Origin of the sequence: Microcoleus harperi Pol14_C6 (genome assembly GCF_036701295.1) — a bacterium.
In the GTDB taxonomy this organism is placed as follows: Bacteria; Cyanobacteriota; Cyanobacteriia; order Cyanobacteriales; family Microcoleaceae; genus Microcoleus.
Genome location: NZ_JAUBQN010000002.1, coordinates 42,243 through 62,344, shown reverse-complemented (window position 1 = coordinate 62,344; position 20,102 = coordinate 42,243). Strand labels below are relative to the sequence as shown.

13 protein-coding genes, 1 pseudogene and 1 CRISPR repeat array (1 of these 15 only partly in view) are annotated in these 20,102 nt (G+C 45.6%); of the genes and pseudogenes, 5 read left to right on the top strand and 9 right to left on the bottom strand.

Going from position 1 to position 20,102, the window contains the following annotated elements:
* Positions 1-25 precede the first annotated feature (25 nt).
* The 3 genes from QUA27_RS01930 to QUA27_RS01920 all read left to right on the top strand — a co-directional run bounded on the left by QUA27_RS01930 (position 26) and on the right by QUA27_RS01920 (position 3,538).
* The gene (locus tag QUA27_RS01930; protein WP_333066006.1) at positions 26-1,654 is read left to right on the top strand and encodes a site-2 protease family protein; all 1,629 of its coding nucleotides are present in this window, start codon (positions 26-28) and stop codon (positions 1,652-1,654) included.
* Positions 1,655-1,895: 241 nt separating this feature from the next.
* Complete coding sequence (locus QUA27_RS01925; RefSeq protein WP_333066004.1) at positions 1,896-2,846, top strand: PIN domain-containing protein; 951 nt, start codon at positions 1,896-1,898, stop codon at positions 2,844-2,846.
* Positions 2,847-2,869: 23 nt separating this feature from the next.
* The gene (locus QUA27_RS01920) at positions 2,870-3,538 is read left to right on the top strand and encodes a hypothetical protein (RefSeq protein WP_333066002.1); all 669 of its coding nucleotides are present in this window, start codon (positions 2,870-2,872) and stop codon (positions 3,536-3,538) included.
* A gap of 129 nt (positions 3,539-3,667) precedes the next feature.
* Here QUA27_RS01920 and QUA27_RS01915 read toward each other — a convergent pair whose 3' ends face one another.
* The 3 genes from QUA27_RS01915 to glpX all read right to left on the bottom strand — a co-directional run bounded on the left by QUA27_RS01915 (position 3,668) and on the right by glpX (position 9,463).
* Positions 3,668-6,691: a UPF0182 family protein gene (locus QUA27_RS01915; RefSeq protein WP_333066000.1), complete on the bottom strand. Its 3,024-nt coding sequence runs from the start codon at positions 6,689-6,691 to the stop codon at positions 3,668-3,670.
* A gap of 296 nt (positions 6,692-6,987) precedes the next feature.
* Positions 6,988-8,280, bottom strand: a complete 1,293-nt coding sequence (locus tag QUA27_RS01910) for a glutamyl-tRNA reductase (protein WP_333065998.1) — start codon at positions 8,278-8,280, stop codon at positions 6,988-6,990.
* A gap of 145 nt (positions 8,281-8,425) precedes the next feature.
* Positions 8,426-9,463 (bottom strand): class II fructose-bisphosphatase, encoded by a 1,038-nt coding sequence (gene glpX / locus QUA27_RS01905; protein WP_333065996.1) that lies wholly within the window; start codon positions 9,461-9,463, stop codon positions 8,426-8,428.
* A 490-nt stretch (positions 9,464-9,953) separates the two neighbouring features.
* Here glpX and QUA27_RS01900 point away from each other — a divergent pair, with 490 nt between their 5' ends.
* Positions 9,954-10,571, top strand: coding sequence for a CP12 domain-containing protein (locus QUA27_RS01900; RefSeq protein WP_333065995.1), 618 nt, complete (start codon positions 9,954-9,956; stop codon positions 10,569-10,571).
* 113 nt (positions 10,572-10,684) lie between these two features.
* Here the strand turns inward: QUA27_RS01900 and QUA27_RS01895 are convergent, their stop codons facing one another.
* The 5 genes from QUA27_RS01895 to QUA27_RS01875 form a co-directional block, all read right to left on the bottom strand.
* The gene (locus QUA27_RS01895) at positions 10,685-11,071 is read right to left on the bottom strand and encodes a VOC family protein (RefSeq protein ID WP_333065994.1); all 387 of its coding nucleotides are present in this window, start codon (positions 11,069-11,071) and stop codon (positions 10,685-10,687) included.
* A 150-nt stretch (positions 11,072-11,221) separates the two neighbouring features.
* Complete coding sequence (locus tag QUA27_RS01890; RefSeq protein WP_333065992.1) at positions 11,222-11,893, bottom strand: SOS response-associated peptidase; 672 nt, start codon at positions 11,891-11,893, stop codon at positions 11,222-11,224.
* A gap of 360 nt (positions 11,894-12,253) precedes the next feature.
* Complete coding sequence (gene uvsE / locus QUA27_RS01885; protein WP_333065991.1) at positions 12,254-13,189, bottom strand: UV DNA damage repair endonuclease UvsE; 936 nt, start codon at positions 13,187-13,189, stop codon at positions 12,254-12,256.
* 242 nt (positions 13,190-13,431) lie between these two features.
* Positions 13,432-13,638: a hypothetical protein gene (locus tag QUA27_RS01880; RefSeq protein ID WP_333065990.1), complete on the bottom strand. Its 207-nt coding sequence runs from the start codon at positions 13,636-13,638 to the stop codon at positions 13,432-13,434.
* Between the two features lie 296 nt (positions 13,639-13,934).
* Entirely contained in the window at positions 13,935-15,587 is a 1,653-nt protein-coding gene (locus tag QUA27_RS01875; protein WP_333065988.1) for an ABC1 kinase family protein, read from the bottom strand.
* 315 nt (positions 15,588-15,902) lie between these two features.
* Between QUA27_RS01875 and QUA27_RS01870 the strand changes: the two are divergent.
* Positions 15,903-16,487 (top strand): annotated as a pseudogene (locus tag QUA27_RS01870) (Uma2 family endonuclease).
* Between the two features lie 114 nt (positions 16,488-16,601).
* Here QUA27_RS01870 and QUA27_RS01865 read toward each other — a convergent pair.
* Positions 16,602-17,663, bottom strand: a complete 1,062-nt coding sequence (locus QUA27_RS01865) for a mannose-1-phosphate guanylyltransferase (RefSeq protein ID WP_333065987.1) — start codon at positions 17,661-17,663, stop codon at positions 16,602-16,604.
* 355 nt (positions 17,664-18,018) lie between these two features.
* A CRISPR array of direct repeats spans positions 18,019-20,102; the repeat unit is 37 nt; unit sequence GCCGGAAAATGCCTAAAACCCTATCAGGGATTGAAAC (it continues 4,634 nt past the right edge of the window).

Sequence of the window (20,102 nt, the reverse complement as noted above, 5' to 3'; positions counted from 1 at the left end):
AGGCTAGTTTCCGATAGGTTTGGATATGTTCCCAACAACTCTCTTTCATATTCCCCAAAATTTAATGCTATTACTCGACCGCAGCGCGATCGACAGATTAAAGCCCTTATTGGCGCAAGCAACCGGAATGCCTATAGTTGCATCGGAAAATACGGCAACAATTGCGCTCGTATTGGTTGCCCTGGGAATTCTGGGTTGGGGATTTTATCGCGCCAGACCTTTTGGCAAACTGGGAATTTTGGCTTGGTTGCAGTCTGTTGCGCTGATGAGTCCCTGGCTGTTGTTCTTTGGTTTGTTCGCCGCCGGAATTTACCTCAATCTAGTTGCGGTATTGTTGCTGCTCGTGGTCTCCACGGGATTGTACATTTATCTGGGCCGGCAATTGCGTAAGGCTGCATCCGATACAGTTCTCCCGCGCCCGGATACTGCTGAGGTAAAGTCCCAAAGCGATGCTTTCTCGGCCCCTGACTCGCAGGCGACACCTGCCAAAGAAACCATTAAGATCGTCACGTCGTCGCCTGCGAATAATGAATCAGAAATAATTCCCGTTCCAGTGGAAGACCTCAAGGCAATTAAAGGCATATTTGGAATTGATACTTTCTTTGCCACAGAAACGATTCCCTATCAAGATGGGGTAATCTTGAAAGGCAATCTCCGGGGAGACCCAGAACAAGTACACTCACGTTTAACGGCAAGTTTGGAAGAAAGATTAAACGATCGCTACCGCCTATTTTTAGTAGAAAATCAGGACGATAAGCCGGTAGTTATTATCTTGCCCAGCACCAACGACCCGCAGCCAACAACCGTGTCTCAAAAAATCCTAGCCGTCGTGCTGCTGCTGGCAACAATTGCTACTAGCTTAGAGACAGGCGGTTTGCTGCTAGGTTTCGATTTCTTTAACTCGCCGGCTAGATATCTAGAAGTTCTGCCAATTGCAGTCGGAATTTGGGCGGTTTTAGGCTCTGGCGAAATTGCTCGCCGAGTGCTGGCGAATCGGTACAAGGTTCGCTTGAGTTGGCCGTTTTTTATACCAACTTTGCAGATAGGTTGTTTTGGAGCGATCGACCGTTTTGAGTCGCTGCTGCCCAACCGTAAAGTTTTGTTTGACATCGCTTTTGCCGGGTCAGCCGCTGGGGGAATAGTTTCTCTGCTAATGCTGGTAACGGGTTTGCTGCTGTCTCACCCCGGCAGTTTGTTTCAAATTCCCGCAGAATTTTTTAAGGGATCGGTTTTGGTGGGAACTTTGGCAAAAGTGGTTTTGGGTTCGGGGTTGCAGCAGCAGATTGTTGACGTTCACCCGCTGGTAGTTATCGGTTGGTTGGGCTTGGTAATAACGGCAATTAATTTAATGCCGGCGGGACAGTTGGACGGGGGTAGAATTGTGCAAGCCATCTACGGTCGGAAAATAGCAAGCCGCGCTACTTTGGCGACGTTTGTGGTGCTGGCAATCGCTTCTTTAGTTAATCCTTTGGCCCTGTATTGGGCGATAGTGATTCTGATTTTACAGCGGAATCTGGAACGGCCAAGCCTCAACGAGCTGACTGAGCCTGACGACGCTCGCGCGGCTTTGGGTTTGCTAGCTTTGTTCTTGATGATTGCTGCCCTGTTGCCGTTGACTCCGGCTTTGGCGGGCCGTCTGGGCATCGGGAACTAACAGTAGTCTGGCATCTTTGGTAATAGGCTCTTGGGTTGCGGTAAATTAGTGGAATCTAGGAATTGACAGATCGAACTGGGGAAATGAAGGGCGATCGGGTTTCTAACTACTAATTTCCAATTAAGACCGCCGCCCAGGGCAATTTATCTACTACCAAAAGTTGATTTTTTTATATCCCAAAATTTGTTTAAACTTGATCGATTAAGTTTAAATAACTTATCTGAGCCTATAGGATAAAGTCATGGCTAATCAACTTCCTCCTGTATTGGTAACTTTTGATGCAGATGTTTTAATGACTGGCAGAACCCAAGTGTGGCAAGAATATGCCAAGGTGGGAACTTGCTATATCCCGGAAGTAGTGTACGACGAAATAGATCGTCTGACCGGGCAAGCGGTGGAAAAAGAGCAAGAGCAAGTAGCTAGAGAGTTTATGCGATTTTTTGCCGACAGTGGCTGGATTGCAACTGACGCTCAGGAAACACACCGAGCTCTCGAACCTTCGATCAAAAATCAAAGCAAGCCAGCAATGCTGGTAGTGGCGACGGCTCAGTGCGTTTACGGTTTGGCGACCGAACACCCGGAGGCATTGGTGATTTTTGTGTCCAACAGCCAGCCTCTGCTGAAGCGCCTGGCTTCTGTAGGCGCTACGAATCTCTGCGGGATTACCGGGGCGATGCTGTTAAATTGGGCGAGGAAAGGAGAACGCCCGCCGGCGGCGACTCAGCAATTGCAAAGTTTGATGCGTACCCTCGCCGAACGCAAATCGACTCAGCGCCCTAACAGCAGAATTCAGGATGCTGCTGTTGGTCAAACGGGGGCTTCTGTTAGCAAGTTAACGGGAACCCGCGGCGGTTCTGAATTGAAGTCGGCCAGCAGTTTTACTAAAACTCATAAAACGGGTTTGACTGAGAAGCGCAGTGCGAATTCGCGGCCCAAAACGCCGCGGCGCAGTCGCGAGGAGTCGAGAGATTACGAGCCGGCTGTATATCGCATGAAACATATTACACCTCCGAAAAAAAGGGACAGCGGTTTTCTGTCGAGTGCGTTCAATTTTTTGGGAGCGTTATTTTTCTTGACGGTAGCGGTAGGTATTTTGTGGCGAGTGTTCGATGTTAGGGGTTTTAGAAAGACTTTTGTGCCGGCTCTACCACAGCCCGTGCAACAATTTGTTAAGTCGATCGACCCTAAGTGATTGACAATGCAACTCTTTTGACAATGCTGAACAGGAACGAAATAATTAGTGGATTAGCACTAGCTTTGGCGGGTTTTGCTTATGCTTTAGTATTTTTTGTTCTTCTTCCCTTCAGACAGTACGATTATGCAGCACCACTTGGGGCAATAGCAATGGCGATCGCCCTTACTCTAGCCATGAATTGGCTACTATCTGCATCGTTGCTAACTGGCTGGAGTTGGGTGGCTGCATTATTTGGTTTTCAGATAGCCCTCATGTTTTTTGGTAGCGTGTTTCTGGAAGATGGGCTGTACCTGCCAAATTTGTTGTTTTTTGGAACTATGATCGTAGGATATACGAGCGTTTATACCAGTTTTTCACAACAAAAAACACTGGTAACTGTGGGTTTATGTACAGTATTTTTTATAGCTTCAATGTACTTGTTTTTGATTGGTGGCTATGCGATCAAAGGCAAAAATCCGTTTCAGGGTTCTTCTACCCAGATGCTGCCACTGTTGAATCAAAGGGTAGAAATTATCACCGACAATCCCAAACAATTGTATTTGAATGGCAAAACAGGCGAACTCACGCATATTAACCGTTATGAGGTGACAGTGAAACTAGATGCTGGAGGAGACGAGAGATTGATCTGGCCCTATGTCGATGTGTGGTGGCAGGATATTAAGGCTGCTAGCGAACAGAAATCGCAGTAATTTATATCGTTCCCGCTGGCATCGGAATAATAAAATTGAGTCAACACTTAACACTCACCGATTCAGTTTTTTAACCCAGAGTCAACAGTCAATAGTCAACAATCATGATGAGTGCAACCCGAATTGATATCATTCACTATTTAAAGCTGGTGCTGTTCCTTCTAGAGGTCGGATAATGACTGGTTTATTAGTAGATTGTTGCTTAAAAAGTGCCTTGAGTGCCAATTCAAGATTTTCTGCCATGACGATGCGGTTTTCGTAGGCAGCAATAACTCTGATTAAAGTTGGCAAACTATTGCGTTCGGCTTCTAAGTAAAGAGGTTCCACATACAGTAAAGATTGTTCAATGGGAATTACTAATAAGTTTCCTTGAAGTGCTTTGGAACCCTGGCGATTCCAGAGAGATATTTGTTCGGAAATAACGGGATCTTGGTTAATTAAAGCTTCTATTTGTTCCGGGCCGTAAACTAATCGCTGTTTGGGAAATAAATACAGCAGCAATTTTCCGTACTCGCTACCATCCGATCGCCCTGCAATCCAAGCAATTAAATTATTGCGACTTACTGGTGTAAATGGGAGGAGCAAAATAAATTCTTCTGTTGTTTCCGTTGGCAGTTTTGTAATCAAATAATACGGTGCTACGGGCTGCTGTTCGCTGCCATAAATTTCATTGGGAACTCGCCACAAATCCTCCCGATTGTAAAATACTTGCGGGTCTTCCATATGATAAGTTAGCAAGCGTTCTGATTGAATGTTGAACAAATCTACTGGATATCGGATATGTTTTCGGAGAGCGGGAGGCATTTTGTCAAGGGGTTTGAAGAGTCCGGGAAAGATAGCAATCCAACTGTTAATAATCGGATCGGAGGGATAGGCAACGTAGAAGTCAACAGACCCGTTGTAGGCATCAATCACTACTTTGACGGAGTTACGGATGTAGTTAAATTCATGATTGCCCGGATCGGAATACGGATAGCGATCGCTCGCTGTATAGGCATCGATAATCCAGTAAAGATAGTTGGGATATTTATCAGTCGCCAAGGGTGAAGGTTTAATCTTGTGGCCATTTCCCTCTCTTTCTTTTTCTATATCATCATTGCTAAGATTGGCGTTGGCTACTACTAAATACGGGTCGGAATCGTAGCGCAAAAAAGGAGCGATCGCCCGGACTCTTTTATTAATATTTCTTCGGTATAGCAATTTAGTCTCTGGCGTAAAATTGCTCGTCAGCGCCATTTGCCAATTTTTGAGATAATTAGCAAAAATCCAGCGCCGCCACATAGAACCGATCGCAATTCCGCCCCTACCGTTGTAAGTATTGTAAACATTTTCTTCGCCGCTAGGATAATCAAACTCTTTGACTTTTGTGGGCGTCATGGCGTCTGTATCGGTTATTTCGCCGTAGTAAATTCGCGGGTAGCCGATCGGAATACTGGCCCGAATTCGATCGCTGGTTATTTCCAAAGCAGTCTCTCCTTGCTGGGCTGCAACTCCAATATCTTTGACAAAATAATCGGGTAAACCGCCGACACCGACTGTATTTACCGGAGAAAGAGTAAAGCCATAACCGTGAGTGTACACCAAGTGCTTGTTCACCCAAGTTTGAGCTTCGGGAGCAACTGCTGTGTAATCTAATTCCCGCGCTGCTAGAAACACTTGTTGGCTTTCAGAATCTCCCTTTTTTGCTTTTTCATTTTTGATTGTGTAGCGCTCGATATCTGCATCAGGAAAGGTATAATAGGGCCTGATTTGCTGTAACTGTCGATTGGTTTGCAGCAGCGGCAGCTTGTCCCACAACCGGATGTTGCTAATAGTAAGTTTATTTTTTTCTAAGTCGGCATAAGTGAGTTTGCCGGCGGGATCGAAGGTTTTTATTTCGATTTCTTTGAGGTCAAAGGCTTCTTGACTAAAGGCAATGCTGCGCTGGATGTAGGGCTTTTCTCGTGCTAGTTCGTTGGGTTTAACTAGGAGTTGCTGCACAATTGTTGGCAGCAGGAAAGTTCCCAAGAAACTTAAAGTTATCCACGCTAAAATAATTTTTTTTATGAGTTCATTTTTTGTTTTGAAGGGGTAAACCTGGCACAGCATCAAAAGTGCGATCGCCCCCGCTAAAATACTCAAAAATTCATAACAGGGCAGCCGCACAGTCACGTCAGCATAATTCGCCCCGTAACTAACGTCTCCCCGCGCATACAGCAATGCGTAGCGCCCCAGCCAGTAGCGGAATGCGACAGCTAGCATTAAAGCTGCACCCAACCCGTACAAGTGCCGCTGCTGCGATCGAGAAAACCCCAAAAATATCCCTTGACTCAGGCTATTTCCTGACAGCAAATATGTTAAAGCACAAGATACTAAACTGTACAAACATACAACTATCAGCCCGAATCCTAGCAAATCTAAGATTGGCAAAATAAATACATAAAAACCAATATTTTGATTAAAAATAGGGTCGGTTGTGTTAAAATTAGTAGGGTTAAAATATTGCAAAACATTTGTCCAGTAACTGACCGCAATAAATCCGATCACCAAACTAAGAAAAAGGGCGATCGCCCGCAGGCAAAAATCAGGCTTAATTGCTACAGCTAAAATTGTCCCCAGCAGCAAGCCCAACTGCCACCAATGAGAAAATAGCTGCACCGCCCCATGCTGCATTGACTCAATTCCCAAGTGCACGGGCGGTATAGGTAAATTGTCAGCTATACCGAAATAGGCGATACTGCTTGCAGCTAACAGCCCGCAGTGAATTACTGTCAAAGTTGCGATCGAACTCAATCCCAATACCGTCAACAGCAGCCAGGAAAAAGTAATTTGGGATTTAGCAACAGGTAATTTGTAATTCTTCCCGGTATTCTTCCCCGTGTTGTTCGCCTTCTGTGAAGCGAATAGCGCCCCCCCAACAGGCGATTTCATTTCTGCTGCGGGATGTTGCAGGCGGCGGGCTAAAGCCAAATTTCCGAGCAAAAAGACAGAAGAAACAGCAATTGCGATCGTCCCCAGCAACCCTTGAGTTTTCAGCTTTAACAAAAAAACCTGAAGATATCCAACTTCTTGAAACCACAGAATTTCTGCCGCCATGCGGGATGCCAATTCAAAAACCAGGCACAATCCTACAATCCATAAAATTAATTGATAAATTCGCCTTCTTAAAGTCATAACAATGAGCTAGAAGTAGGGACAGTGCATTGCCCATAGCTGTCAACTTAACCCGAAATATCACTCTTAGACGTAAGTCCTCGGCTAATAGCTAAAGTCCTCGGCATGAAGAGTAATTAACTAATCAGTTCTTCAATCCTATCCAATAGGACTTGAGCTTGGAATCAGCGATTGAAACCCTGTCTGACTGAGAGTTGAGTGCTAAGTTGACAGCAATGGACAAATGCCTAAGTCCCTACACATATAACGTCTAATTAACCGAATGTGAATCGAAAATTGAATCGAAAAAACTCCAGCTAGCTGTACTGCTGATTGACATCCACATCCAAATTAAACAGTGTTTGCAAAGTTTGCATCGCTTGCCGCCGCGCCTCAATATCCTGCTGAGCGCGTAACTGTACCATCGGATCGTGCAAAATCTTATTCACAATCCCCCTTGTTAAAGATTCAATCACATCTTGATGTTTCTCCGAAAATTCCGAACCCAGACGCGATAAAGCTTTTTCTAACTCTTGTTCCCGAATCAATTCTATCTTATCCCGCAAACAGCTAATAGTAGGAACAGTTTCCAGACTGCGCCACCAGAGATCGAAAGCCTCTACTTCCTGTTCGAGCAAGCCCTGAGCTTCCATTGCCATTTTGCGGCGGCTTTCGTGATTTTGAGCTACCACTGCTTTCAAGTCGTCCACATTAAACGATCGCACATTAGCGAGTTCATTCGCATCCGAGTCAATGTTGCGCGGCACAGAAATATCCACCAACATCAAAGGGCGATTCGGGTCTAAAACCGATTCCAATTTAGCTTTATTTAACAGTGGCTCCGTAGCTGCGGTACTGGTAAAAACCAAGTCAGAACTGGCAATTATTTGCATCATTTCCGAGAGCTGATACAGGTGCAATTCAGCATCTTTAAACTGACTGGCCAACTCCAAGGCGCCCCGCACAGAGCGATTAACGATCGAAATATGGCTAGCTCCTTTTGAGAGCAAATGCTGTACCAAAAGCCGCGACATTTTGCCAGCACCGATAATCGCAATTTTGCTGCTTGCTAAATGCTGACCCTTCATGTGAGCCAATTCTGCTGCCGCCGAACTAATCGAAACTGCACCGGTACCGATGCTAGTTTCGGTGCGAACTCGTTTCCCTGCTGTGAGAGCTTGCTTGAACAAGCGCTCTAAAATTCTGCCTACACCTTTGTACTGCTGGGCGAGTTTGTGAGTTTGTTTCACCTGAGCCAAAATTTGTCCTTCTCCGAGCACCAAACTGTCGAGACCAGAAGCCACTCGCATCAAGTGCATCACCGCATCTTCGTGCAGCAAAATAAACAGGTGAGGACGCAAAGACTGCAAAGGAACTTTACTGCATTCTGAAAGGAACTGAATAACCTCTCGTACACCAGGCTCCGACTCGCTGGTAACAATATAAATCTCTAAGCGGTTGCAAGTGCTGAGGATGGCAACCTCTTGAATGTGCGGGTAGCCGCGCAATTGGGCGATCGCCGCTTCAACTTTCTGTTCTGGAATGCTTAGTTTTTCGCGAACTTCTACCGGCGCTGTTTTGTGGCTGAGACCTACGACTGCAATATTCATATCTGTGATTTGTCACTATTTCTTTCTTAGTTGTTAACAGTCACCTGTTATTAGTTCTTAGTTTATCGCTAATTGCTAATCATAGGTGACTGTTAACAGTTAACTGTTAATTGTTAACATTTAACTGTTAACCACTAACTAATCACTAATTCAATTGCAAAGATTTCGGCTGGTCAAACATATGGATTGTATCCACAAACCGAGCAGTTTTCGACTGAGAAGAAATTACCAAACTTTCAGTGCGAGCGCCACCGCCAAAGAAGCGAACTCCATCCATCAGCGTTCCGGGAGTAATCCCGCAAGCTGCAAACAGAACTGTTTCTCCAGATGCCAACTCTTCAGCATTGTAAATCTTGTCTGGGTCTGTGATGCCCATCTCTTTAAGTCGAGCGATATTGCTCTCTTTGCTTTCACCGATCAAACCAGTTTTTACAACTGCGGGATCGTAAATTAACTGCCCTTGGAAGTGACCGCCCAAGCAGCGCATTGCTGCTGCGGAAATCACACCTTCCGGTGCTGCGCCAATACCCATAAGTGCGTGGATGTTGGAACCAGAAAACGCGCAAGAAATCGCTGCCGAAACGTCGCCGTCGCTGATCAACCGAACTCTTGCACCCGCTTGCCGAATTTCATTAATTAAATCTTTGTGTCGGGGGCGATCCATGACCACCACCACCAAATCTTCAATACTGCGGCCGAGACAATCAGAGATAATTTTGAGGTTTTGAGTCGGCGTTTTGCGAATATCTACATGATTCTTAGCAGCCGCAGGAGCAGCCAATTTGTTCATGTAGAAATCCGGTGCCGCAAACAAACCACCTTTTTCAGAGATTGCCAAAACTGCCATGGAACCGTTTTGACCGTAAGCGACCAGGTTAGTACCTTCGCAGGGGTCAACAGCGATGTCAATTTCGATCAATTCATCTATGTTGCAGACATCTTTGGCATCTTCGCGGGTACAAATACCTACTTGTTCACCGATGTAAAGCATTGGTGCGTCATCGCGCTCGCCTTCGCCGATCACGATGCGACCGCGCATATGAATTTTGTTCATGCGCTCCCGCATGGCTTCTACAGCCACTCTGTCGGCTTCGTCTTTCTCGCCTTTGCCCATCAAGCGAGCGGAGGCGATGGCTGCCTGCTCAACTACTTCGATAATCTCTAAACCGATTACATTGTCCACGAACTAGATCCTCTCAACTGCTGATGCGTGCCTTGTGCTCTTTTGCACTCCCAGCAATCAAGTTTATCAGAGGCGGGGATCTGTGCGAGCGCAAGCAGTGGCTTAGTTTGTGTTAACTTTTGCTTCTTTGAGACTGCGGCTGGAAAATCTGATCCCAACAAGCTCAAAGATCGATCGCCCCAATACTTCACTCTTGTTTGGAGGATCGCACGCTAGCCCCGTCTGATCCCTAAATCCCGGACTCCAGAGGTTCCGGGGCAGCGAGCGGTTATTTCAGGCAACTTGTCATCCCGAATGCCGTTAAAGGTTTTATGATTAGTTTGCGATCGCACGATTTCTCAGAAACCCGGTTGCTAACCGGATTTATCGTTACTAAACCCAATATTTTGGTACAAACCGGGTTTCTGAGGGTAAGTCCTAATGATGACGAATCACATGGACAGCCGCCAATCGGGACGCACTAGACTTTATAAGCAGGAAGCAATAAAAAATGATGATGAAAGCCCAAGATATTATGACCACAGAAGTTGTTACCATTCGCGGTTCAGCAACTGTAGCTGAAGCAGTGGCGATGATGAATGATTTGTGTTTGCGCGCTTTAATTGTGGAACGTCGCCACGAACAAGACGCATATGGCATTGTCACGGAAACGGATATTGTCTATAAAGTAGCAGCCTACGGAGTAGACCCGAAAAAAGTCCGCGTCTTCGAGATTATGACCAAACCGTGCATCACGGTGAATCCTGACTTGGGCGTGGAATATGTGGCTAGATTGTTCGCGAATACCCGCATCCGTCGGGCGCCGGTGATTAAGGACGAGCTAGTAGGCATTATTTCGGTCACGGATATCTTGACAAAAAGCGATTTTCTTGAAAAGCCCAAGAGTATTTTATTTGAGGAACAAATCGAACAGGCAATCGCGGATGCCAGAACTATCTGTGCCGAGAAAGGCGCTACTTCTAGAGAGTGCGCGGTAGCGTGGGATATTGTAGAGGAAATGCAGGCTGAGGCTTCTCACCAGCGATCGATGAAGCTTGAAAAAACGGCTTTTGACGAGTATTGCGAGGAAAATCCCGAGGCGGCTGAAGCGCGGATATACGACAGTTAATTTAGTCCTTAGTTATTAGTTATTAGTTATCAACTCTTATTTATGGATTGATAACTAATAACTAACGATCGGAAAGAGCTTTTTTTATGGGAGCCTCACGAAAAATAAAAATCTTAAGTGTTTGGCTCAGTCATACAAAACACGTTCAGCTTATTCCCGTCAAGATCGCGAAAATATCCCGCATAAAACCCCGGCAACACGCCTCTTGGCCCCGCCGCTCCTTCATCCTTAGCCCCAAGTTCGATCGCTTTGTTATAAACTAAGTTGACTTTTTCTGGAGTGTCAGCTTGAAGAGCTATCATTACTCCATTGCCAACAGTTGCTGTGTTACCATCAAAGGGTTTTGTAATAGCAAGTGCTGGTCGATCTGGAGAAACGCTCCATGCGATAAATCCGTCGAATTCCATGAATCGTCGAGCGCCAATTTCAGCAAGCAAAGCATCATAAAACTTGGCTGCACTTTCAATATCGTTGGTACCGAGTGTAACGTATCCGATCATATTTTTTGTCTTCTAACTGATGTTAAGATTAAAAAAATGCTTGAGCCAATAACAACTGAGTTAAACTGATCCTTAGCCAACTAAAGCTACAGCTCAAACATCATTTTAGATCATAACTCAAACTATCTCGGTTTTGTCCGATCCAATGATTTATTCCCGATCGCTAATACATTCGGGAGTGTCTCTACTTGGACTGTTGACGATCGCACTTACCGCCTTTGCTTTCATGGCTTCGGAAGCATACGGCTTTAACAGGGGCAAAACTTCCTGAGCATTTTTAACAGCAGGATCTAGCCACTGTTCCCAATCGCTGTCGGGGAGAATCACGGGCATTCGATCGTGCATCGGCTGCACTGTTTCGTTAGCCTCGGTAGTAATTATACTGCAAGATACAATGTTTTCTTTTTCAGGAGATTCCCAATTTTCCCACAAACCGGCAAAAGCAAAAGGTTCGCCGTCTGCCTTTTGAAAATAGTAAGGCTGTTTGTTCTTTCCCTGCTGTTGCCATTCGTAGAAACCGTCAGCGACTATCAAACATCGCCTGTGCTTGATGGCGCTGCGAAAAGCAGGTTTTTCGGCTACTGTTTCCGATCGCGCATTGATCATCTTGCTGCCCATTTTCATGTCTTTTGCCCAACTTGGAATCAAACCCCAGCGCATAAATTGAAACTGTCGCTGCATTTGCTTTTGAGAAACTGTTACTGTGGCAACTGATTGAGTTGGGGCGATATTGTATCGCGGTTTGATGTCGGGAACTTCCGACAGTTTGAAGAATTCGGCGATGATTTGACCTGAAGTAGTTAAAGTGTATCGTCCGCACATAATTTATAGTTGGTATTAACGCGGTTTTCTATTAATTCCTGCAGTCCAGTATTGGTCTGGTTATCGACAGTCAGGCAGGGGTTTAAACCCCTGCCTCAAAGCTCAATTCGGTTAAAACCGACTGCAAATACGATCTCAATATCTATCTATTTTAGCCCTCTTTTAGAGGACCTTAGCTATGAGACAGGGGTTTTTAACCCCTATCGGATTGTCGGACTCAACCGGGCGGGCGGGACACTCCACAAGAAAATTCCTTCTTTGTGGAACAGGCATCTTGCCTGTTCTGTGGATTTACAGTTGGGTGGGGGCGGCTTTTCGAGATGATTGGTTTTAGGGAATTATTGTTGGTAAAACCCCACGCTACGAGACATTGCTAAATTGTGGAACATTCACAGACAACCATTCGGCGCGCAACTTTTCAATAGCTAATTCTTTGAATTTAGCTTCTACTTCAATCCAAGGAGCTTGATAATAACAATTAGGCATTTCTGTAATTACATCGCTGTGGCGCGGGTCGGCAAAAAATTCTCTGCCATTTGATATGTGTACTAATTGCCATTCAGGAACAGACCAAGTTGTGCGGGCTGCTGCGAGCATTTCGGCCACACTCGGATCGTCGTAAGTTTCTAAATGTTCGTGAATGACGTGGTGGTGCGCGTCAAAAACCATTGGTACGCCGGTATCGAGACAAACTTCTAAAATTTCCGAGGAACTGTAAGCGTATTCGTCATTTTCAAAGGTTAAGCGCGATCGAATTGATTCGGGTAAATCGCGGATGACTGATTTGAGCTGCGAAGTGCGATCGCTCTTGCCGCCGTGAATGTTCATCAGTGCCTGGGGCGATCGGGGCTGTCCCAACATATCTAAAATTAAAGCATGAGTGGCGAGAATTTTAATGCTGTTTTCAACCACAGAAACCTTGTCGGAACTAAGGACGACAAATTGATCGGGGTGGAGTACCAAACGGATGCCCAAAGAAAGAGCGCGATCGCCGGTATTCCGCAATTCCTCAGTCATGCAGTGTAGCACTGCTTCCCCCAAATCTGTATCTGCAAAAGGGAACAGTGCAGAAGTCATGCGGTAGAGCTTAATCTGATTAGCAGAACAGAAGTCGATCGCTTTGTCAAGCCGTTTTAAGTTGTCTGCATAAAGTTCGCGCAATACTCTTTCTTGTTCAGTTTCCGAAAGCTGTAAAAGTCGCTTCCGGGTGACAGTGCGAAAGCGCACTGCATCGGATGTTGTAATACAGACTAATCCCAATTCCGGCAATTTTTCCTGTTCCACTACTTGGTTCATCCCGCTCATTTAGCAATCATCCCTAACTTTAATTTTATGTTAAATAGGTTTTTCGTAAGGGCTTGAGTTTTTAGTCTTGAAGTTTTTAGGTGCTACTGAACCTGCCTAAAGAGCCCGGCAGAGATTGAAATCGCTGGCGGACTCTGGAAGTGCAAGGTGTAATTAGTACAAACCGGATTTTTATCAAACATCTAACGAACCGCCTCGCAGATAGCATATCGATGACAATTTAATCGATATAACTATTGCTGTTCTTCGCGAGAATCAGCCTCTTCGTGTGGCCGCGCGGTGGCTACAGGATTTTCCTTTGCTTCGTTATGGAACGGATAACCGGATGTTTCTTGATTTAGCGGGTCAGCGGGTTGGTCATCAGGGGATGTAATTTGACCGTTAGTGTTGGTATTGGGTTTTGTGGAAGAACCTTTATGGCTGGCGTGACCGCTACTCATCTTTTTTCCCTCAATTAGGTTTATGGAACAATTTCTAGCTTAGACTTAGCTGCTGCGGGCGATCGCCTATCTGAAGTCAGAGATATTGGTTAACAGTTGAGGATGCTATAGCCTTTCTCGGCAACGGTGCGGTAGATAGGAAAACCGCAGATTAAGGCAGATAAATACAGATTAACGCAGATAATTTCTATGTCTTTCTGCGAATGGCGATTGGATTTGGAATTTGTCGCCCGTGTACCTGACGAAAATTGAGCAAGGCTATATATCTCCTGATTTTCCCCATTTCTACTTGACAATTAACTCCGCAAACGCCCGGATCGCATAATACTAATAATTAACCAAAAACCCAAAAAACTCGCCGCCCCAAACAAACCCGTGCTCAGAAAAGATAGCTGAGACGTTTGTGCGTTAGAAGAAATAATTGCTGCCCCTATAATCAGCGAACCCACGACAATACTAAAAGAAAGTCGGTTCGCAGAATCCCCTAGAGTGCGGCGTAGCGGGTCGAGTTCTTTTAATGTCAAGTTCCACTTCAAAGTTTCCGAAGTAACCCGGTCTAAAAGCACTTCCACCTGTCGCGGAGATTGCAAAGATAAGCTTTTCAGATCCAGGGCCGTTCTTAAAAGAGCTTGGATTGGGTCATCTCCTAATAACTGACGCCGAAACATATCGGTCATCAGCGGTTTGACCTGCTCTACAATATTAAATCGGGGATTAAAAGAGCGCGCTAGTCCTTCCAAATTCGCTAGAGTTTTTGCATACAAACCGAGATTGCTGGGCAGCCGAATTTTATTTTTGCGGGTAATTTCCAGGACTTCATAAAAAATTTCCGACAAGTTCATTTGCGACAAGCTCACATTGTAATACTTGCGGAGCATTCGAGCCAAATCGTTCTCGAGATTTGCTAAACTTTTCGGCTGAGCAAATTCAGCCATTTCCAAAGTTAATTGAGCGCAGCGCTGAGCGTCTAAATCGACAATTGACAGCAACATTTCGGTCAAATTTTGCTGAGTGCGCGGGTCTAACCTGCCGACCATACCGCAGTCCAGCAAAGCTATCCGGCCGTCTTTGAGATAAAATAAATTGCCGGGATGCGGGTCTGCGTGAAAGAATCCGTCGATGTACAACTGCTGGAAGAAAACGCGGCAAAGCAGGGTTGTAATTTCTTCGCGTTCGGCATTTATATCTCCTTTGTGGCGAATTCCTTGCAAATCGCCTAACAAAATCGGGACTCCGTTCAGCCACTCCATTACTAAGAGTTTTTTTGTGGTTAACTCCCAGTTAATTTCTGGTAGGACAACTTGTGTGGGGTCAAACCATTTACTTTTAGATAAATTGCGGCGCAGTTCGTCGGTGTAGTTGGCTTCTTGAATGAAATCTAATTCTGCACGCAGGGCGATCGCAAATTCTTCTGCTAAGGCGACAATATCGTATTGTTGGCCGAAGTCTGTGAGCATGACAAGTTCTGCTAAACCTCGGAGTACGGCGATGTCTTGTTCGATGACAATCTCAATACCGGGACGCTGAACTTTGAGGGCGACTTCGCGGCCGTCTTTCAAAGTAGCTTTGTGGGTTTGGGCGATGGAACCTGCGGCGATCGCCTGAGTGTTAAATTTAGCGAAGGTATCTTCGAGAGATTTTGTGAGTTCCATTCGGACGATGGCTTCTACTTCCGACCACGGTACGGGTGGTACTTCCGCTTGTAGCGTGGAGAGGGTTTCGATGTAGGTGGCGGGTAAAAGGTCGGGACGGGTGCTCAGCAATTGACCCAATTTGACAAATACTGGGCCTAATTCGACGAGGATATTGCGGAGAACTGCTGGAGTTGGGAGACTGGGTGCGTCGGTTTTGCGGCCGGTTAGGAGGCTTTTCATGTAGTCCCAACCGTTGCGGAAGACGACCTCTAGAATTTCTCCTTTGCGAGAAGTGTTTTGAACTAGGCTAAACAAGGGGCCTCCGGGTCGATCGGGTTTAAGGGCTATCTAACTACTAGGATAGCGCTGTTGACCGGGCTGACCAGTGTCTTGGGGAATAACTTGGGCGAAAGGGTGCGATTCCCTACGGGATAGCTTTGCTTCACGAATTTTGGGGTGTGGGGGCGATCGGTCTTTGGCCGTGGCATTGTTCTTCATAGTAAGATACAGTCAAAGCAGACATGATATTTTTATAATTAAATTTATTGACTTGAAAAGATGTGTCAGAGACTTGAATGAGTAAGTTATTACAAACCCGATTCTCAATGTGTTTAATAACGTATAAGAGACATGATTGCCATCCAATTCCCTACCAAATCGTTCGAATTATCCATCAACTTAACTGACGAGCAATTTTTTCAGCTTTGTCATCACAACCGCGATTATCAATTTGAACCTACAGCATCAGGGGAATTAATTATTAGGCCACCGACAGGCAGTGAAACTAGCAAGCGCAATATGGATCTATCGTATCAACTTCGAGCCTGGAGCCGGCAAAATAATCTAGGAGTTGCCTTCGACTCTTCTGGAGGCTTTAGGCTCCCCAACGGTGTCGATCTCTCTCCTGATGCCTCTTGGGTCAAAAAACAACGCTGGGATGCTTTAACACCCGAACAAAAAGACTGTTTTGCTCCTTTGTGTCCTGATTTTGTTGTTGAGTTGCGTTCTCGGACTGATGGGTTGAACAAACTTCAAGATAAAATGCAATAATATATAGATAACGGTGCTAAATTGGGTTGGTTAATTGACAGGCAAAATCGGCGGGTAGAATTTTATCTACCCGGTCAAGATGTTGAAATTATCGAAAATCCTGCGACTCTATTAGGGGAAGATGTACTGCCTGGTTTTGTGTTGAATTTAGAAGAAATTATGTAAATAAATTAAAGAGTAATGCACAACACAGATTCCAAAACGAATGCCTGGATAAACAGTGATGAATAGTTAATGTATCCGCCGGCAGAATCCGTGTCGTGCTCCCTCATCTCACCTTCACAGCAAATCTTTCAATTTCTCATCTTCTCCCAACACTTTAATTACCTGTTTAATCTCCTGCGTCCTGTCCTTTTTCACAATCAAGGTCACATTGCCATCTCTGACAACTACCACATCTTCTAAACCAATGGTTACGATGACTTCATTCTCATCTGCAGCATAAAAAATGCCGCCCTTGGTATCAATTCCGACGTGTTTTGCTAACTCGACATTTGGCTTGTCTCCTTGCAGCAAACGACCGATCGCATTCCAATCTCCCAAATCGTCCCAGCTAAAGCCTACGGGCAGAACACAGGCTTTTTGCGTCTTCTCCATCAGGGCGTAATCGATGCTTATTTTAGGTAATTCCGAGTAAGCCTGTGGGCCTTTTGCTTCCAAAGCTGCCATCATTTCCGGTACATGATTTCGCAATTCTGTCAAGACTGTTCCAACTCGAAAGACAAAAATTCCGCCGTTCCAACTAAACTTGCCGCTGGCTACAAATTCTTCAGCAGTTGTACGATCGGGCTTTTCGGTAAACCTGGCCACCCGATAGGCCGGAAAACCGGCAAAACTGCCAATTTCCTGACCTTGTTCGATGTAGCCGTAGCCGGTGGAAGCATAACTCGGTTTTACTCCCAAAGTGGCGATCGCATCCTGATTTCTCGCCAACTCGGCCGCCGCCTCCAAAGTCTTGACAAACTCATCGGGTTCTCCAATCCAGTGATCCGCCGGGAAAAAACCAACAACCGCATCCTCACCGTAACGTTTCGCAGTTTCTATAGCAGTCCAGGCGACCGCCGGCGCAGTATCCCGGCCCTCCGGTTCCGCTAGCAAATTCTCAGGAGGTAAAAGAGGCAACTGTTCGCGGACTCCCGCAGCCAACATTTCCGATGTTACTACCCACAAATCGTCCCAGCCGTTACCTAATGTTAATAGTCTTTCTGCTGTAGCTTGCAGCAAACTCTTACCGCTACCGTCGAGACTCAAAAACTGCTTAGGGCGCTGCTTGCGGCTGAGAGGCCAGAAGCGTTCACCTTTACCGCCGGCGAGTATTACGGGAATTAAGGTTTTGGTCATGGTTTGAAGTTTAAGGGTTCTGATCTATTTTGCTCGACAGCTTATAATTATGGAGAGAATTGTGGATGTCTGCGGGTTTTGGGAGCGAGCTATATTTTTGGGAAAATTGCGTCTGTTGCTGGGTGTAAAATTCGAGGGGTTAATTTTGTCGGCTGTAATCCAATTTCTGTAAGGGTTTGATGCCGATTCCTGGGGGAAACGGCAGACGCAATTGCTGAAGCCTTTGTATGATAAGGGTTTGAGGGGGAAAGTCTAAACAGGCTATTGACAGGCCGGAGGCTGAAATGGTATTTTTGCTAGTACAGACGCGAATGAACGTTGAAAACCAAATACAGCAAGGCTTCTGGAACGGGCGGCCGGAAAATGCCTAAAACCCTATCAGGGATTGAAACGAGCCAGCCGGGAGAGAATCTAAAAACACCTTTGCCGGAAAATGCCTAAAACCCTATCAGGGATTGAAACCGACAATTCCTTGACCTACCTGAGCTCTGCGAATTCCGCGGAAAATGCCTAAAACCCTATCAGGGATTGAAACAAGGTCGATCGTGTAGGTCGCGCAGTAGGAGCAAGGCCGGAAAATGCCTAAAACCCTATCAGGGATTGAAACTTGGAATGAAGCGGTACCGCTACCTGTTCTGGGCCGGAAAATGCCTAAAACCCTATCAGGGATTGAAACACGTGGACTGAATTGCAAGCCAGATTAATCGAACGCGCCGGAAAATGCCTAAAACCCTATCAGGGATTGAAACAAAGTCATAGAGATATCACAGTCAGGGCAAACGTGCCGGAAAATGCCTAAAACCCTATCAGGGATTGAAACCTCACCCTGATGACCCTTTTAAGCTTAAGTGGTTACAGGCCGGAAAATGCCTAAAACCCTATCAGGGATTGAAACAAGCCCGATGATTTTGCCGATCGCAAACCAGATCGCCGGAAAATGCCTAAAACCCTATCAGGGATTGAAACATGTTATGTAAAACCCTACTAGGGATTAATTTAAGCCGGAAAATGCCTAAAACCCTATCAGGGATTGAAACTTGCTATCACTTTTGCTATCACTAAACAAAAAATAGGCCGGAAAATGCCTAAAACCCTATCAGGGATTGAAACGACTGCTATAGCAGCTCTTAGTCAACAGCTAAACGCCGGAAAATGCCTAAAACCCTATCAGGGATTGAAACATTGGGGCGTACTGCACGAGTTTTGCATGATATTGCCGGAAAATGCCTAAAACCCTATCAGGGATTGAAACGCACCTGTGATAATATTAAGTAGTAACAACTTGGCCGGAAAATGCCTAAAACCCTATCAGGGATTGAAACATCTACACATAAAAGTAGACAATCTCCACGCCGACGCCGGAAAATGCCTAAAACCCTATCAGGGATTGAAACAATCTCAACAACCCAAATTTGTGGATTCCGGTTTGGGCCGGAAAATGCCTAAAACCCTATCAGGGATTGAAACAAGACGCTTCTGATAAGGCGGTTAGAGTGTAACGCCGGAAAATGCCTAAAACCCTATCAGGGATTGAAACTACTTCTTCGGCAATTTTCCTTTCAAATTTACTGAGCCGGAAAATGCCTAAAACCCTATCAGGGATTGAAACAAGGTACTCATCAACTTGTGGGAAGTGACGATATGGCCGGAAAATGCCTAAAACCCTATCAGGGATTGAAACCCTTTAGGTACTGATTTAGATGGTCTTTGCCAGAGCCGGAAAATGCCTAAAACCCTATCAGGGATTGAAACCAGTGTAAGACGGTGTAAGCCAAGTGTAAGCCAAGCCGGAAAATGCCTAAAACCCTATCAGGGATTGAAACAAGACCTCATACGGAGGGCGATTCCAAAAGCACAGGCCGGAAAATGCCTAAAACCCTATCAGGGATTGAAACCCCCCCTTATCCCCCTATCGAGCAAAACCTTACCTGCCGGAAAATGCCTAAAACCCTATCAGGGATTGAAACTTTTCTTGCTTAGATACCGCAGCCGGCATTGAGCCGGAAAATGCCTAAAACCCTATCAGGGATTGAAACTTATGCTCCATTCCAATGCAGCCCACGCTCGGCCGGAAAATGCCTAAAACCCTATCAGGGATTGAAACAAATCAAATTTGGCACACGTTCTGGGATTATCGCCGGAAAATGCCTAAAACCCTATCAGGGATTGAAACGAAGCGCGCACTCAGGTAGCCCTAGACTTTGCCAGCCGGAAAATGCCTAAAACCCTATCAGGGATTGAAACATAAAATACCTGCTCCGCTTCTTCCTTTAACTAGCCGGAAAATGCCTAAAACCCTATCAGGGATTGAAACTCACATTGCTATTCAATCCATATTACGAAGAACTGAGCCGGAAAATGCCTAAAACCCTATCAGGGATTGAAACAATCACAAAATCAATATCAGCATAGGTAGCGGTAGAGCCGGAAAATGCCTAA

Excerpts from the sequence above, each read along its gene's own strand:
- QUA27_RS01925 (WP_333066004.1), top strand. The coding sequence starts at position 1,896 with ATGGCTAATCAACTTCCTCCTGTATTGGTAACTTTTGATGCAGATGTT.
- QUA27_RS01900 (WP_333065995.1), top strand. The coding sequence starts at position 9,954 with ATGATGATGAAAGCCCAAGATATTATGACCACAGAAGTTGTTACCATT.
- QUA27_RS01910 (WP_333065998.1), bottom strand. The coding sequence starts at position 8,280 with ATGAATATTGCAGTCGTAGGTCTCAGCCACAAAACAGCGCCGGTAGAA.
- QUA27_RS01865 (WP_333065987.1), bottom strand. The coding sequence starts at position 17,663 with ATGACCAAAACCTTAATTCCCGTAATACTCGCCGGCGGTAAAGGTGAA.
- QUA27_RS01915 (WP_333066000.1), bottom strand. The coding sequence starts at position 6,691 with ATGACTTTAAGAAGGCGAATTTATCAATTAATTTTATGGATTGTAGGA.
- uvsE (WP_333065991.1), bottom strand. The coding sequence starts at position 13,189 with ATGAACCAAGTAGTGGAACAGGAAAAATTGCCGGAATTGGGATTAGTC.
- QUA27_RS01880 (WP_333065990.1), bottom strand. The coding sequence starts at position 13,638 with ATGAGTAGCGGTCACGCCAGCCATAAAGGTTCTTCCACAAAACCCAAT.
- QUA27_RS01930 (WP_333066006.1), top strand. The coding sequence starts at position 26 with ATGTTCCCAACAACTCTCTTTCATATTCCCCAAAATTTAATGCTATTA.
- QUA27_RS01890 (WP_333065992.1), bottom strand. The coding sequence starts at position 11,893 with ATGTGCGGACGATACACTTTAACTACTTCAGGTCAAATCATCGCCGAA.
- QUA27_RS01920 (WP_333066002.1), top strand. The coding sequence starts at position 2,870 with ATGCTGAACAGGAACGAAATAATTAGTGGATTAGCACTAGCTTTGGCG.
- QUA27_RS01895 (WP_333065994.1), bottom strand. The coding sequence starts at position 11,071 with ATGATCGGATACGTTACACTCGGTACCAACGATATTGAAAGTGCAGCC.